Origin of the sequence: Clostridium sp. CS001 (assembly GCF_020443565.1) — a bacterium.
Classification (GTDB): domain Bacteria; phylum Bacillota; class Clostridia; order Clostridiales; family Clostridiaceae; genus Clostridium_AD.
The window spans coordinates 1-17,093 of the sequence record NZ_JAIZZN010000022.1 but is presented as its reverse complement, the minus strand read 5'-3'; the positions used below and the strand labels follow the sequence as shown (position 1 = coordinate 17,093).

Annotated in this window: 10 protein-coding genes; all 10 read right to left on the bottom strand. The window is 29.1% G+C overall.

Annotated elements, in window-relative coordinates:
* Positions 1-139: 139 nt before the first annotated feature.
* Positions 140-1,903: an SIR2 family protein gene (locus tag LGK97_RS13850; RefSeq protein WP_226260346.1), complete on the bottom strand. Its 1,764-nt coding sequence runs from the start codon at positions 1,901-1,903 to the stop codon at positions 140-142.
* Positions 1,904-2,119: 216 nt separating this feature from the next.
* Entirely contained in the window at positions 2,120-3,274 is a 1,155-nt protein-coding gene (locus LGK97_RS13845; RefSeq protein WP_226260345.1) for a competence protein CoiA family protein, read from the bottom strand.
* 315 nt (positions 3,275-3,589) lie between these two features.
* Positions 3,590-3,727, bottom strand: a complete 138-nt coding sequence (locus LGK97_RS13840) for a Spo0E family sporulation regulatory protein-aspartic acid phosphatase (protein ID WP_226260344.1) — start codon at positions 3,725-3,727, stop codon at positions 3,590-3,592.
* Positions 3,728-4,410: 683 nt separating this feature from the next.
* Complete coding sequence (locus LGK97_RS13835; RefSeq protein WP_226260343.1) at positions 4,411-4,959, bottom strand: Pycsar system effector family protein; 549 nt, start codon at positions 4,957-4,959, stop codon at positions 4,411-4,413.
* Positions 4,960-4,963: 4 nt separating this feature from the next.
* Entirely contained in the window at positions 4,964-5,911 is a 948-nt protein-coding gene (locus LGK97_RS13830) for an adenylate/guanylate cyclase domain-containing protein (protein ID WP_226260342.1), read from the bottom strand.
* A 1,289-nt stretch (positions 5,912-7,200) separates the two neighbouring features.
* Positions 7,201-11,559 (bottom strand): hypothetical protein, encoded by a 4,359-nt coding sequence (locus LGK97_RS13825; protein WP_226260341.1) that lies wholly within the window; start codon positions 11,557-11,559, stop codon positions 7,201-7,203.
* A complete protein-coding gene (locus tag LGK97_RS13820; protein WP_226260340.1) occupies positions 11,559-12,281 on the bottom strand; it encodes a DUF6063 family protein in 723 nt (240 codons plus the stop codon). The genes LGK97_RS13825 and LGK97_RS13820 overlap by 1 nt, the downstream gene beginning before the upstream one ends.
* 11 nt (positions 12,282-12,292) lie before the next feature.
* Complete coding sequence (locus LGK97_RS13815) at positions 12,293-13,900, bottom strand: hypothetical protein (RefSeq protein WP_226260339.1); 1,608 nt, start codon at positions 13,898-13,900, stop codon at positions 12,293-12,295.
* A gap of 1 nt (position 13,901) precedes the next feature.
* Positions 13,902-14,915: a Wadjet anti-phage system protein JetD domain-containing protein gene (locus tag LGK97_RS13810; RefSeq protein ID WP_226260338.1), complete on the bottom strand. Its 1,014-nt coding sequence runs from the start codon at positions 14,913-14,915 to the stop codon at positions 13,902-13,904.
* A gap of 1,070 nt (positions 14,916-15,985) precedes the next feature.
* The gene (locus LGK97_RS13805; protein ID WP_226260337.1) at positions 15,986-16,828 is read right to left on the bottom strand and encodes a hypothetical protein; all 843 of its coding nucleotides are present in this window, start codon (positions 16,826-16,828) and stop codon (positions 15,986-15,988) included.
* Positions 16,829-17,093: the final 265 nt, after the last annotated feature.

The window sequence follows — 17,093 nt, the reverse complement described above, 5'->3', positions numbered from 1 at the left end:
GTGGAGCAGAATTTTATCTTAATTTAATCATGCGTTTATTTGAAGAAGAACTCTTTTAATGTGATGGACTTTATTATATGAATATAATGCTTATTGTTGATGTACACTTACGCCTTCTTCCATTACCATAGTATCATATCTAATACCAATCTAATTTTTTAAAATATTCATCATACCTTTTTTTTATCTCAATTACTCTTTCCTTTTTTCCATCAAATAATCCATGTTTTAAAGGCAACCATTCATCTCCAAGCTTATCAAGCTCTAAACTAACAAGTTTTACTGGCGACTCTGTTGTGTTATGTATATATTTCCAAGGAAACCTTCCAATAGGACCCCAAATACTTTCTTCGCCCTCTTTGAAAGTATCATGCTTTCTATCTATATAAATAAGCCCTATCATATACTCAAAGTAATCAAATGCTCTATCGTAATTTAAGTCTAATGGAATTATTTCTTTCATAAATACTCTTAAATAATCGTGTATATAATCACTTATAGGAGTATAATTGTTATCCATATTAAGCACTTTTCCTGCAATTGATTTTGTCTCGAAAATAGAGTAATTGTAAATATTCTTTCCTATTGAAGTCTGTCTATTATATTGAGCATTATCTCCACATTTTGCTTCAATAGCAATAGAATATAAATTATAATAGTTCTTTGATGCAATACTTGCTATACCTCCTGCATATAGTAATAAGAGTGTTGGATAGTTCTTTAAATTAAGCAAAGCACTGTTTCCACTTCTTCTACTATCAGTATTGGCAACCTGCTCTATGCTCTTTATCCATATATCTGAAAATTCTTTTCCACCAAAGTAACAGCCACTTATAAACAAATTTAATAGTATTTCAATATTAGCCTCATATATCTTAATTCTATCTAACATTAGTTTCTCATTTATAGTGTCATTCATTATAAATTTAATGTTTTCATTACAAACTCTATCAGTTTCTTCCATAACTAAATCATGCACAATTATTTTATTAGTATGTAGAGCTATATTTCGTTTTAGTATTGAAACTGCTACCTTTGATGACAACGGATGTGGTTTGTAAATATCATCTAAAGCTAAAACCTTTTGTTCTAAATCTTTAAAAAAGCTGTCTGCGTCCTTTATAAAGGTTTTTTCACCTCTTCTAAGATCAATTAAATCTTTGGCCTTTTGACTTGGCTCAGTGATACTTGTCCAGTATGTAGTAAATCTATGACTTTTACATCTTTCAATACAAGAACGTAAAGCTAAGTCCCAGTCACCAGACCACCCACAAGTTATTAACCCAAAGTCATCAAAAACTCTATCCAATAGTGAATTCATTTTTTCTGAGTAACTCTCTAATTCAGATTTAGTATTCATTATTCTGGTATCTAAGTAATCCCCATGCACCTTTATTACAGTACATTGGGAATGTATAATAGGCATTGCTCCATCAATATTATCATCATTACTTATAACCGTAGGGGTAATTCCTATTTCCTCCAAAGCCCTTTCTAAAAGCCTATCAAAATTTGTAGTTACTATGACTTTTAAAAATCCATGCTTAACTAAACTGGCAATTGCTTTATGTGCTTGGGTCGGTACTTTTATGCCTTGTTCAAATTCTTCGTCATTTGGATCGAAATATCCCTTTAGAATTTGACTTCTTTCTGTTCCAGTCTTAGCTATATCATTTAATATTTCACTATAGTCGGGTTCTTTACTAAAAGTTTCTATATACCATTCTTCTGCTGAAGTACCAATATCCTCACCCTTTATTTTGGCAATGCCCTCTATTAAATCTAAAACCACTTCCCATCCAGTAGGTATCCCCGCTGAACGTGATATACCTGAGCCAAGTAATAGTGCATACACACCTTTATTTGAATACATTGAATAAGCTAAAGATAACATTGAATCCATATAAATCCCCCTCATTTATTATTTAAATCAAATATTTAGTAATATTACAATCCTTTACACTCATAACAGGTTCTATTGTCTATCTTTTTATATCTGGTTTTGCATATAGGACATAAATTCATACCTTTTTTATCCCAAAGAAAGACACACTTCTTACAAAAGGTAACTGTATTCTCTAATGAATTATATCTTAAATATTCTTCAATAACTGTTTTGTTAATTAAAGCCTGCTAATTTTATAATTTCATCATATATTCTTTTTGCTCTATCATTGCCACTATTTATTTCTTCTTCAAATAGATTCCTTATTAAATTGTACTCAGTTGACCCACAATTTTTTAATATTCTAATTAAATTTTCTTGCCCGTACCTATATCCCAAAACTGCCTTTTTTACTTTATCCTTGTAATATTCATTATCTTTATCATAACTTTGATAATCCTTTTTGGGGATTGATGCATAAGTTCTATTAGTATTTTCTTTATATTCACTTTTAATTTTTTCTCTCAATATATTTTCCTGTGCCTCTGATTTCTCCTTACGATTCTTTGCTTCTTTTTCCGTACGTTCCTGCTCATCTTTTTCCAACTGTTTTTCTTTTAAATATGCTTGTACAAATCCATTCTTTTCATTTTCAAATTCTCTATCAAAATTACATTCTATAGTCCCGTTAGGTAATATTTTAATTTCATTTAAACTATAGCTCCTACTAATTATCTTATCTAATATTATTTCATCACTTACACTATCTTTGACTACTGCCTTAGACGATATTAATAACTTTTGCCTATCTACATCTAAAACTAACAACTTATTATTGTTATCATTTAATATAAACCTATGGTAAAAAATAAAATCATATTCTCTAACTATGCTTTGAAATTCATCTACACTGCCACTTACTAACCATACATTATTTAAATTAATGCTTTGATAAAACTCCTTTTTATCCTCAAATTTTAACAAACTATTTAAATTTCTTTGAAACTCAATTACAAGTTCTTCTCCAGTTTCAAATTTAAAATATAAATCTGCCCATCTTCCATTATTAAATCTATGTCTTATTTCAGCTTCTATATTTGAATAATGTTTTACCATTAATTCAAAGATTAACTTTTTGCCCTCAATATGTTCTTCTGATTCCGCTGAATATGTACACCCACCACCTAAAATATCGAACTTATGTGCAAAGTGAGCTATCTTTATCTTTCCATATTTAAATATTATATCTGCTCCACAATCTTCACATTTCAAATTTCCACGTTCACTTGCCCGTCTTAGGCTTTTCTCATATTCATGGTTTACTATGTAATTAGAATCTACAACATTAAAAGCATACACAGCATCACCATTCAATCTACATTTTTGCATATATACTCCCCCCCATTTAACCTGTATACAACAATTATCTCATTAAACTGACATAAATTAAAGATAGTAATATTCAATATTTTTATAATTTTCCAATAAAATCAAACATAACTTCTGAAATTATTGATGCTCTTTGCTCCTGAGTATATGATAAATATATGGTTTAGGTGAGACTCAATAAAAAATGAAGAAGTTCTGGGATTACCCCTCCATCTCCTTCATTTACTCTGTATATCCTTTATTGTTTTCCACACCTATACCAACAAACTTACTTTAATGCTTAACAGCAATCTCACTAAGCAATATTTCAATTAATCACTTTGCATACTCTTCTATTATTAACTTGTCTAACTCTTCACTAACTTCAACGACATTATCATTATATAAACATGTATTCTGCTCAATTAATTTATGAAGTTCTTCTCGCAATTTCTCTAACTTATTTTCATTCATTTTTATCTCTCCATCTTTTTTGATAGTAAGCTATGCATAGTATAAGTACATATATATGTATATGTATATGTATATGTATATTTCAATTCTACCATTATTAATCTTTGGATTAATACTAACTTACATATATCTTCAGAATTCCATAATCACATATCTATATCTTGAATAATATCCACTTGCAAGTACTAAGTTCATATTTAATTTCAAACATCGTAAGTACATCATCTATCAGACTTTGGCACTTAAAACTTTATATTAAACCATGCCACCATCTCTATCTGTTTTGCAACAACTTTCAAATTACACCTCCCAATACTTTCCTTCACTTAATATTATATGCGAACTTTAGTTCTTGTACAAGTGCATTTCCAATACTATTTATACTATATTTAATACACTTTAGATAGACATTAAGCAGATCTATAATGAATTATATAGTACATTTAGATATACATTATTCATTTTTCATACCTCTTAATTCTTGATTATTACATAAAACTATATTACTGCTGAGTCTATAAGCTTTTTATTACACGGTGTAATAGCTGAATTGAGACAAAAAAATTTTATGTTTTTTTCGTTTCATAATGTAATGTATAGTTAATTAACTATTATTACTATTCACTTTTTGGGGTTTTCTCATATTCTTTTTTATTTACCTATGATTTTGAAAATAAAAATAATTATTCATTTGGATTTAGAATAAGACTAAATATAATTCCCATAAAGATTGTTCCAATTGCAGACAAGGTAAGGAATACAGCTACTTGAGCATATTTATTTTTACGATAGGTTATTCTGGAATTTATGACAATCTGATTTGCGTAATCTTTTTCAAGTTTTTCAAATGAGTAATTGCTATCTGACTTAATTAACTCTAAATACTCATTAGCAGTATACTTTTCAATATCTCCGAAGAATTGTAGATTATCCGTTGTAGTCTTAGCTCTAACAGTAAACCAAAAAATATCTCTTTTTATTTGTGGATAAAAGGAAATTAATGCTATAACTAAACCTAATATGGCAAATATAACAAATTCCCAATAATATATTCTTAGAAAAAAATTATATGAAAATACATTGTGACTTGCAAACGACATTTTATCATTAAAAGAGGATAAAAATGCAAAAATCATTCCTCCATTTAAAGTAATTAGTATTGCATTTTTAGCCTCTGCAAATTTTAGCCAATCATTAATATTCGCCAACGTTGCTTTTAAATCTTCTTTCATATTTTTACCTCACTTTATCCAGTGCATTTTTATATATGATACTACCACCATAAATGACCCCATCATACTCAGGTATTTTTATATCTTCCTTAATCCACCAATTATTTTTTATCGTAGCATCATTTGGATTTTTCTTCTTAAATTCATTATAAACAACTTCCGTAATTAAAATAGCATTAGTAGTTATATCATCTGAATGCTTAATAAAGGCATTAAAATATGGGTTTTTGTACTTTAAATTTACTGTGAAATTTGCCTCAAGATTATCTATAAATTCGCCATAAGATAATTTACTCCATGACCAAGCATCTGTCAATGGGTAGTGGAGCCCTTCATTAATAAATTCGTTTCTACCTTTGTGTGTCTTGTTTGCAATATCAGTTAGCTTAGATGCAATATTTGCGGGCTTACCTAACCAAACTAATGACTTATACTCTATGTTTTCAATTCCATGATTTACTGTGCCTACTTTTGTTACAAGCATTTTGCCATAATCTATGCCTATTCCACATTTCACTTCATTATTCTTAAAATGCTTATTCATAATACCTGAAGAAACTGTATTAAGTAGAATGGCAGTATTTACAGCATTAGTCATACAATTTTCCGAGTCGAATACAACCATAACTCTATCCCCAATAATATTTCTAACATGTCCACCATGATATCGTGAAGCCCTTAACATACTTTTAACAAAAGATGAATATAGTTTGCTTAGAGTCTTAGGATAGTGTGTTAAACTCAATTCTGTTGATTTTCTAATATCTATATAAAGAACACAAGTTTCAATAGACTTACATTTTTTTGTTTTTGTGTCAATGTTCTCGTATGTTATTTCTTTATCCTCTCTTGTGGGAACTGTTTTAGTTTCTATTACTTCAATATTGAAGTCACTTGAATTGATGATTTTCACTTCATCATTAACCTGTTGTAAAAAATCTGATAATCCCATATCATCCCTCCATAAATAGCTTCTTTAACTTTATGTTTATGTTTACCTTATGTAATGTTTTAAGATAACATTGGTAATATTAAAATTTTTAGGTAAGTACAAAATTACTCTTCTTAATTCACATTTTAAGAAGGAAGCATACTGAATAATCTTTTTTCTAATTAAATAACATTGAAAAAATATTTGGGTTTACCTGGTTTTTCTCATTTTTAAAAATCGATGTTATCACCTAAATATAAACACGATAATCAATGATTCCAAACTCGTGTTTGACCAAATTGACACTTTACCAATAGTATAGAGTTACTTCATACTTATCAATTATAAATAAATAACTTAATAAATAAATTATACCATCATATACAATAGTTAACTACTAATTATCGTGGCTTTTAGGACATTTTGTTGTTAACTCAAATATTTCAATCCATATCCTGACCAACTCTTACATACTGAGAAACCTTATAAATATTTAATCCAATCCATCTTATTCAATCAATGGATTGCCATCTTTATTGCTCTTTTTTTGTCCCATTCCTATTCTTAGATCTACTCTCTTTAAGAATTTCGTTCTAACTATGTAGACTATTATTAAAAATTTGAAAACCCAACTCATCACACACCACTCAAACCCGCATTCCTACGTCCCCTGATTTCTCCCAATACAAATAAAGTCTTGAACGATTTCACCCAACCTCCACCCTCACCCCTCTCTTTTACCCTCAAAAAATACTAATAAACTCTTGAAAAACTCCTCCTATTTTCCTCCTTTTTCCCCAAAAGGTCTGCCGACCATCCCATCAATTCAAAAATCAATCATTCGCTCCTTTTACACAAGTATTCTCTGGCATTTTTTCTCCCGTATCTTATCAATCATTCTCTCGTGTCCCCTTATCCTATCCCATTAAACCCTCTCATATCAAAGCATTCATCAGTTTTGTGGCTGTTCACAATCAATTAATCTATCATCCATTCGATCTTTTCAATCAATACTTCAATCCTTTAATCCATCTTTTTATCTGGCTCTTGGTGCGTGGGAAGAAAAAAGAAAAGGAACGGTAAACCGTTCCAATGACTGATGTTATGTGGGGGTGGTGTGGGATTTGGATAGGGATGGAAGGAAAGAAAAATTGTCCACATCAAAACCCAGTTTATAGGGTCTAATGTGGACAATACTGTTCATAACTTTATTTGTATTTTCAAGACTTTATTTATTTTTCAAATCATTAATTGTTCTCTACATAGTTAGAAATAAGTGAAAGTTATCTTAGCTCAACCATATTCTTGACTTAGAATATCATTGTTTGTTCTATGGCTATTGAAGATATTTCAAGTGTTTCATTAATTCCATTATCGCCATGCAGATTTGAAAAATCCACTTTTTCATTGTGACTGTATTTATCCCTCATTACTTTTGCCATATATATAACATCAAATCTATTTAATATAGAGCTACCAGTGATTCCAGAGAAACAGATTAGTTGAACGTTGTATTTTTCTGCTATATCAAACATAGGCACAAGTAAGTATTCAGCTTGAGTATTTGCAAAAGGGTTATCCATTATCATTATCATACCTTCTTTAAAGTTCTGGTAATCCCCTGGTCTCTTTCTAACATATGACAGTAGTGCAGTAAATATAACAAATACAGATACAAACCTTTCTGCTCCAGAATTCTCGTGATTTAACTCTTCCCAGTATTTTAACTTTATATTATACTTCTCCACCTTGTATATTTGAACTGATATTCTCTTTAGTCCACCTACAAGCTGAGACAATAGCTGTTCGGAATTTATCTGTGATTCAAGTTCTGCATCTATGTTTTTTAGAGTTACATCTGAACTTATCAGCTCTATAACGCTTTTAACATAAGCACTTATTCCATCTTTGTTTAGATTTTCTTTTGTTGGCATACTTATTTGAAGCATTTTTCTTTTAACATTGTTAACAGTTATAATTGAATTGTTGTCAATGCTATTGAGTTCATCATATATTGCATATCCATAGGTTTCTATTTCATCTACAATACTATTTCTTAATTCATTTAAATTTTGTCTTATCATATTTTCAGCATTTATCTGTCTTTCTAATATACAAATTAGAAGATTAGTTCCCTTCTCTATTACATTAGTATTATCCTCTATTATTAAATGACTAAGATGCTGTTTAAATACTTCATGTTTATCCCTATAATTCCTATTAATTATTTCTAATTTTGTTTTAATATTTTTTCTAAGCACTACTAATGAGGAAGTCTGTTTATCTTCTTTGGATAAAGTCTCCTTTATTAGTTTTTCAACTTCAACGATATTTAACTTTCCTATTTCTATTTCACTAAAGGATACATCTTCATATTTTTGTAATTTACCCGCTTCTATTTTAAATAAAACAATTTGGTTGTTAAGGTCCTTGGTTTCCTCACTACAATCTTCTATTCTTTTTTTCTCTGCACAAATACTCTTTTGAAAATCCATATTTCTTATTTTTTCTAACGGGATTTCGCACTCTACTCCATGCTCGCTCAATATTTTGCGTAGTTCAATTAAGTTATTTTCAAGACCGCCCTTAGCAATTTTGTTTTTAACAAATAATTCTTGTAATTCTGTAATTTGAGTTTTAACTTTGGAGTATTCCTCCCTAAGAAGATTGTAAGTTTCTTCATCGTATTTTAAATCAGAATAGTCTTCTAAAACAATACCTTTGTTTTCCGATTCTCTATCTATTAATTTCTTCGATTTTTTTACATCCGCTTCGAGTCCCTCCTGGATTCCTGTATCTCTTTTTAAATCGGAGTTATAACTATCTTCGCAAGCTTTCAAAGACCCCTCTATTTGACCAATATCACCATCTACAATAATACCTTCAATAGCATCTGTATATTTTAAAGATTCATCTTCAGCAAAACCCTTGTTTGTCTTAACTTCGCTTAACTTAACTTTACTGGACTCCTTCTTATTTCTTAAATTAGTCAACTCCTCTAATAACTTTTTTTCATCTGATAAAAGCAGTTTAAGTTTATTGCCAAGAACTATATTTTCACTTTTAGATTTCAAATGTTTTTCATATTTTTCTTTTAATTCATAAAATTTATCATTCTTTTGCTCTAATGATGACATTTTACCTGTATCTGTTAATATTCCTTCCGTTAATGAATCTACTTCTGTTCCTTTATTTTTCATTGAATCATTTATGGCAGATGATTTGTACTTTCCTAAATTAATTGCTATATTGGTCGTTTCTATTTCACTATTAAGAACAATATCTTCATTTCCTCTGTATTTATACTGATTAATTTTTGATAATTCTAAATTTAAATTAATTATTGTTTTATCAATATCTTTCATTTCATCTTTAGCAATAGTTATCAGAATCTTAATTTCTCTGATTTTTTCATCCCGTTTATTATCATCAAGCAAATACTCTGAAAATGAAATATAAAAGTTCATTGAGCCAACAGAATATAGGTTATTTAAAACTTCAGCGTTTAATGGTGAATTTAAGTTATTTTCATCAATTACAGGTATTGGTGTTGATGTGTTAATTTTCAAACCAGCCAGAGTCTTCATTTCTTCCTTACTCATAAGTAACGAATATGGAAGAAAAGGATTTTTTTCGATTAACTCAAGTTTCTCTTCAAAACTATCTTTTCTTTCTTTTAACCTTTGAAGGCCTTGTTTAATATCAATCCCATTATCCTCTAATGTTTTTTTAAAATTTTTAGGAATATCGAGCAAAGAACAACTCTCTAATCTTAAAAGTTCAGTCTCCAATGAGAATTTATTTTTTTGTATGTTTTCTCTGTCACCTTTATATGTTTCTATATCACTTTGGAGTTTATCCAAGAGCTTCTCTTTGTTTTTTACTATATCTTTAGCTATTTCATGTTTTTCAAATATCAAGTTAATTTCTTTAGTATCTTTGTTGAAATTTTGTAATTCATATGTTTTTAAGTTTAACCTTTTATTTAATTCATTTACATTACTATCAGCTTTACCTCTTTCGACCTCTAATAATTTGATTTCTTCTTTTAATTCTGGAAGCCTTTGTTTATCTTTAATTAATTTAGTTTTTAACTCTTCAATTTCTTTTTTTAGTTTATTTTCATAAGAGATTAGCTCCCTTTCATCATATGTGCCAAACAAATTCTTTTGCAGTTTGAAGTCATTATATGTTTTCACGAAAATACTCTCTGCCTTTTCATTGTCTAATATTATATTATTGTTATTTTTGGTTTCTGATTTTATATTAACTTTAGTATCACCTACTGCTGTTAAAGATGTTTCTAATTCAATTATTTTATTTTCATATAATCCAACCTCATTGATTATAAACTCAATACGTTCTGCAAGTTTAGTGATTTTCACACTATATAATTCTCTTAGAGTAAACCTGTAATTTTTTATGTTCAGTTGTATTACATTGTCACCTTTTCCCAAGTTAGATATTCTTTCTATAACCTCAGTAAGTTCATTTCTCTTCTTTCTAAGATTAGAATATTCATCTGCACATCTTTGTATAGATATATTTTTACTTAAACTATGCTTTTTTGCTTCTAAATCAGTTGATTGTTCTTTATCAATCTCCATTTTTTCAATTAAACCATCTAATTTAATTAATTTATCATGTATTTTAAAGGATAATTCTTCTATTTGAATGGTTTCAATATTTTCATTTGCTTCTCTTACTAAATCATCATATACAGTAAGTTCTGACTGGATTTCATCAATTTTATCGGAAATATATTTACATAGATAAGCAAGTGTGTTTTCTGTTTTTTTAAATTCCTCATGCTCTATTTTATATTTTTCAAATTCAGGGGTGAGTGTGTGAGCATCTATAATAAAGGAATCAAATAGCTGTAGTTTATCTAATATATGTTTTTGGTCAACATACTTTACAATAAACTTATTCAAACTATCTCTTAATTCTTTTAAAATATCTTTACCGCTATTAATCTTTTTTTCAATAATAGGCAAAATATTCTTTTTAACTAATTCCTCTGAGGTTCTAATACCTTCATATAAAGCAATTAAACCCGCTTCTTTTTGATTAATTTTCCTAATCAACGTTTCATATTCTCTGTAACTTATCCTGTACTCAGCTAACTTATTAAAATATTCTTCTTTTTGAGGTTTGTCAGTAAAGTTATATACCTTAAATTCCTTTACATCCTTTTGTGCTTTTTTAAGCATAGCTTCCGATTCTTGAAACGACAATATTTTCTTTCTTCCATTTTCATTTACTACAAATGGTATACTTCCTATGTCGTAGCTGTTTTTGTAAGAATAATTGTGGGTGAAAGCTAAAAACTTAAGTTTTTTCTTACCCTCGGCATCTTTCTCTGTTTTTATAAGAACTCCAATGAGCAGATACTCCCCGCCTTCATCCATTTTTAATTCGTGCATAACTACGGTAGGTGAGTTTGAATTGAAAAAATCCTGGAAAGGTCTATCACCGATTTCTCTATATGAACCATCTTTTATAAATGGTTGTAGTAAAAACTGAATTAGCACAGTCTTGCCTATTCCATTATCCATGGAAAAAAGTGCATGTTTACCATCCTTGAAATCAAATATCGCATTATCTATAGTTCTTCTATCATCATTGTATTTAACATTAATTATTCGAGTTTTACTTATTTTAGGCATTAGTTTTCCACCTCTACTTCTTCAAGATTTAGCAATGAGTTTATTTCGTATAATCTTTCTGCATTTAAAAGGTGGTTTAATACAACCCTGTTTAATTTCGTTGTAGGAGTTACATTAATATCATCAAGGATATTAACAAGACCTTCTTTCTTTAAAAACTCACAAACTTTCTTTACATACCATCTTCTTGTTCTAATCTTAGCATAATCATCATCATTTCCAGATGAAAACCACAGATTTGCTATAACAGATATAGCCAGTTTAGTTTCTCCCTCTAATTCCGTTACGTCTTTCTCTGTAAGAGGCTCTAATCTTTCACTAACAGTATTCTCAATAAAGGTTAGTTCTATAGAATCTTTTAACTGTATAGTAGCACCCTTACCTCCATAGAATTCTGATAATATCAAAATAATTATATATATAGATAAATAATAATCCTCTAATTTGAACTCAGACTGCCTTCCTAAAATAGCTACTTTTAATTCGCTTCTTTTATATCCTAAAAACTCATTATCTATATTAGGGATAAGGTATATGGCATCTACTATCTTTCTTATATGGATATTAGACCGCTCTGCCATACCTTCTAATACTTCCTTAACATTTACCTCTCCATATGTGTCAAAGAGTTCTTTATTAGGCTCTGCTTTTAGCTCCCCATTTTCAAGAAGATACACATATATGTCTGTAGCTTTTTTTACGTCATCTAATGAATATGCCATCGTTAGCCCCCTTAATCTATTTGCAATAAAAAGTTGTTGCATTTTGCGGTCATAGTCTGTATTAAGCTATTTATTTCTTCCGAACATCTCTCTTTAATTTCTACAATTTCTTCATCGTTTTTCTTTATAAATCTTATGAATTCTATGTTTTTTAGGCTATTATCGTTATTAATAACTTCATACAATACATTTCTCATATCTAAAGATTTTATTTTATCATTTGCATAGGTTTGAGTGTATTCTTTTAAGAATACACTCACGTCTATTTCACCTATCCTTATAAACTCAACCATTATCTCTGTAAACAGCCTTATAGAAGGTACTAATTCTATATATTCTTGATAGGATTTTTTTTCATAATCCTCGATAAGATTTTTCAGTTCCGTATTCCTGTTATTATCTATGTATTTTAAAATACTTCTTACTATTTTTACATACTTAGCTTGAACTAAAGCATTTTCCTTTTCTTCTTCGTCATCCTCCTGGTAATCGAAATTATCTATAATAACTCCCTCACCTACATCTTCCTTTTTATCAACCTTTTGTTCCTCAAATATTTTATCTAAGTTGATTTTCTTTGAAATTTTTTTTAAAAATAAAGAATTTAAAAAGAAATGCATATTATCTATTCTACTAATATCGTCTTCAATAGGCTTTAGAAATTTCTCTTTAATATCAAGTTTATCATTGCTATATAGATAGCTTAAATTATCCAGAGCATTAACATACTCTTCACTAAAATCCATGTGTCTCGTTATAAGTCTGGTAGCTTTTTCAATTATTCTTTGAAGCCCTTTTTCTATATTCCCTAAATTAATCAACGCCTCCATATGTTCTTTCTCCATATGGTTTTCAATAAGCCTCTCAACCTTAGTTTTCTCATTGATAATCATTTGCTTTAAACTACGAAATTTCTTATTTTGTTCTCTAATTACGCTTAAATTTTGGGTATATGAATTGTTAAATTCCTCGGCTTCTATATAAAGGACATTTTCCTTAGCCTTTAATATGAAAGTTTCAATAGAATATATTTGAGCTGTGATTAAATTGTCAAGGTTCTTTACAGCCATCAATCCCTCTTTATAGTTTTTCCTTTTTATGCTTTCTTCGGCTATTATGCTTTCTATTTCTATTTTAAGCTTTTGGTCTATTTCAAAACTATTAAGCATAAGTCTATAGCCTTCATCTGTTAAATTAAAGGTGCTCTTTGTTGCGTCTACTTTTGAATTCTCCTGTTTCACCAAATGATATTGATATATTTTTTTAGAATCATTTTCATAGTCATAGGCTTCAAATATAAACATGGCCCCTTCATTTCTAAGAACTTTCATAACTATGTATTTAGACAACTCATAAATCTGTTCTTCACTTAGATTTATTTCATAATATTGGCTTAGTAACTCCAACAAAAATTTATTTATATCTTTATATGTACATTCTTCATCTTTTAACGAATTCTCCATAATTAAACATAATACCGTATACACCAGATTAATTATCTGTTGTAATTTTAGTCCATACTTTTCCCATTCTCTTTTACTTATTACTTGGCTATCTATTAAAAATGGATACGATAATTTTTTCATTCTTTTTTCAAAATCTTTTAAACAATCTTGCAATTCAATCCCCCCTGTACTTCAAATCTTTATAAGTTATTATTTCTTGTGGTATATATAATCCATTTGCAAATATTTTAATGACCTCGTTTTTATCCTCCATATCTAACTCGCTTAGGAATAAATCAGTGATGTTTTTATTTTGTCCTTCACTAAATGAGGGTAGCTTTTTATCTAACGATTTAAATATCATTTTTTTATAAGCTCCATTAAATATGTGAAGATTAAACATATCTTTAAACTTAGTCTTTAATCCTTCATATATAACAATACCTTCATAATCAATATCACCCCAATACAGAACTTCTTTAGGGTTTCTAAGATACTTTTCTACCATGAGGTCGTATTCTAACAACCCTTTGAACCTGCCTTTACCAGACGCATATATAATAGTATCAATGTATGTTCCTAAAATATTATTATCGCCTTCAAGCATTAGCTTTCGGATAGAATACCAAGTGTCTTTATTCTCTATAATAAGAACTCTTTGATTTTCACATTTAGTAAAAGAAAAAAAGACAAAAGGTTCTGGTGTATAATAAAAGTTAAAATCTTCAATATTTAAACCAACATTCTTAATGATTGTTTGTCCTCTACTATCTTTTAAAAACTTTTCCTTTCCCCAAATTTCAAAAGACCTCTCATTTATAGAAACAGGCACACTGAGGCTTTGTCTATTGTTCCTTAGATAATTGCTTAACTCTATTACATACTCTCTATCAGCCTTATACAAATCAATATGGGATAGGTAGTATGATGTATTTAAACCTATAAAAAGTTCGTTTTTTATTTCATTTATATGGTCTGTGTTATTCTCCTCAACCTTAACTAAAGTATATCGTGTAAATAGCCAGGGGTCTTTGCCATTTGTTTTACTCTTTTTTGTTGGAATAATAACACCTTTTTCTATTAGTTCATTTATTAGTGGAACTAATTCTCTATATTCGCTTATGTTATAGAATTTTTCTATATCAGTTAAATCTAATCTTGTTTTATTCAATTCATTCAAGTTCCTCATTATAATCACATCCCTTCTTTACTTGTGAATGACTTATTTGCCAACATATAAATTTAAAAAACATCATCTACCAGTTTTCTACATCAAGCTCAATAATACTTTATTATATACAATATTATACAACTTTTAATTTACTATTTATACTTATATAAGTTTAGAATAAGAAATTCAATTTATTATTTTACATGACTGCTTTTTTAACTTTTACCTTAACCTTTGAAAATCCATTAGAATTTTCCCTATCTATGATCCCTCATAAAAAAGATCCCCACCACCACGACCACCCCTAATCCCATCTCCCATCTCCCATCTCCCCTCACACCCTCTTTCCTTTTTCTGTATCATAATAAAGTCCCCCGCAAAAAATCACCCCTTTTTCCCTACTTATCCACAGATTAGAAACAAGATAAAAGCCAGAAATCATAATAAAGTTCCCCAAAAATATGCACTAAATCTCACTCACTTTTTTCACCTCTTTTCTCACCTTTTTTCTCCGTAATTCATCTCTCATTTTCTATAAATTAATCTATCCAATTTCACGCATTTATCCTCCCTCTCCTTCACACTTTTATCACACTTTCATCTCTCTTCCACCTCTTTTTTTCTCTCTCTTTTTCAATCCTTTTCACGCATTTAAATCAATCACCATATCACCCATAATCCTATCATTTCCAACTCTTCGGCTCACTTTCTCCCTTCTATACTTTTATCACTATTCAAGCAAAAGCTCTATCCTTTAATCTACGATTTATGGGGTAAAAACATGAAAGGATGTAGGGTATAAATCAGGAGCTTTATTCATGCTTTGAAATGGATAATGGAGGGCTTTCGGGATGGTCTGATGTTAGATTATAGGCAAAAATAAAAGCCCTGCATTTAGCCGATAAAAGCTAAATACAGGGCTGTCCATCATCTATTTTTCCCGAACTTTATTATGAGTTTGGGGAACTTTATTATAAGATGGGAATGGATAGTGTTAAGGATGCTATTCATATATACTAACGCCTATTGTATAATAAATTATTGAGATTTGGCATAGTAAATAATATTTGTATTTAATTATTATTTGTTTAACTATGAATTTTTTTTAATGACTCAATATCAATATGTAACACTGTTATAAACTTCTTTATTTCATCTTCACAAGCTACCGTATATTCTTTGTATTTATTAGCACTAAAATTTTCAAGTAATAATCTTATATTTGCAAATATATCTTTAAAATCAGCAACATTCTCATTTCCTAATATATTATCAAATTTATCATTTATACCTTTTGTTTCACTTAGAACCTTGCATTCAGCTATAGCATAAGAAAGCCCATCACGAATATTATTGTACAAGGTAATTTTTTCTGCTTCACTACTTGCTGTAATTATCATATTGTTTTTTCCACATAACCATTCTAAACCACCATCCGCATACCCAGATTTATTAAAGAACTTTTTTTGAGCAGAATATGATGCCTTGTATTCATCAAGAAGATTCGATATACCAAGTTTTACATAATCGCAACTATCTATACTATTAATATAAGCAAACGCCTCATGGTATTCTATATTATTTATGATATGTTGCATTTCATGATGTAAGCAATTAAACATATAATATTGGAAATCCTTTTTTTTCTTTATGTCAGCCATAATTAACTTGCCCTGTCGGGGTTTCAAATTCAATAAATATATACAAAATGTATCAAAATTAAATTTAATACTCATTTCAAAGGGATTAGCTGAAGCAACACACCTAAGAACTTCAAATTCACTATTAGGTAGAAATATTAATTTAAGATTAAGTTCAGCGTAATTCCCAAAGTTTTCCAAAAAGTATTTTTTAATTATTCCCTCTGCCTTTCTCTTATCCGCATTAAAATTAGAAGTGGTATATTGTTCATCATAAATAAAGCTTATCATTTTTATCCCCTCTTTTTTTTGCTCTAATAATTATTTGCTATCTACTGTGTAAATTCAACACAAGATTATTATTTCCTTTAACATTTGTAAATTTAAGTTAAAGTATAACTAAGTAACACTTTAATTATAGATCGTAAGACTTATAATTCCTACTTTGTACACAAACATTAGAGTCTGTCCCAACTCCAACACCCCTCCAACACCCCCTCATCCCTTTCCCCACAACCTCTCCCACCCATTCCAACCCTAATCCCATTTTATCCCA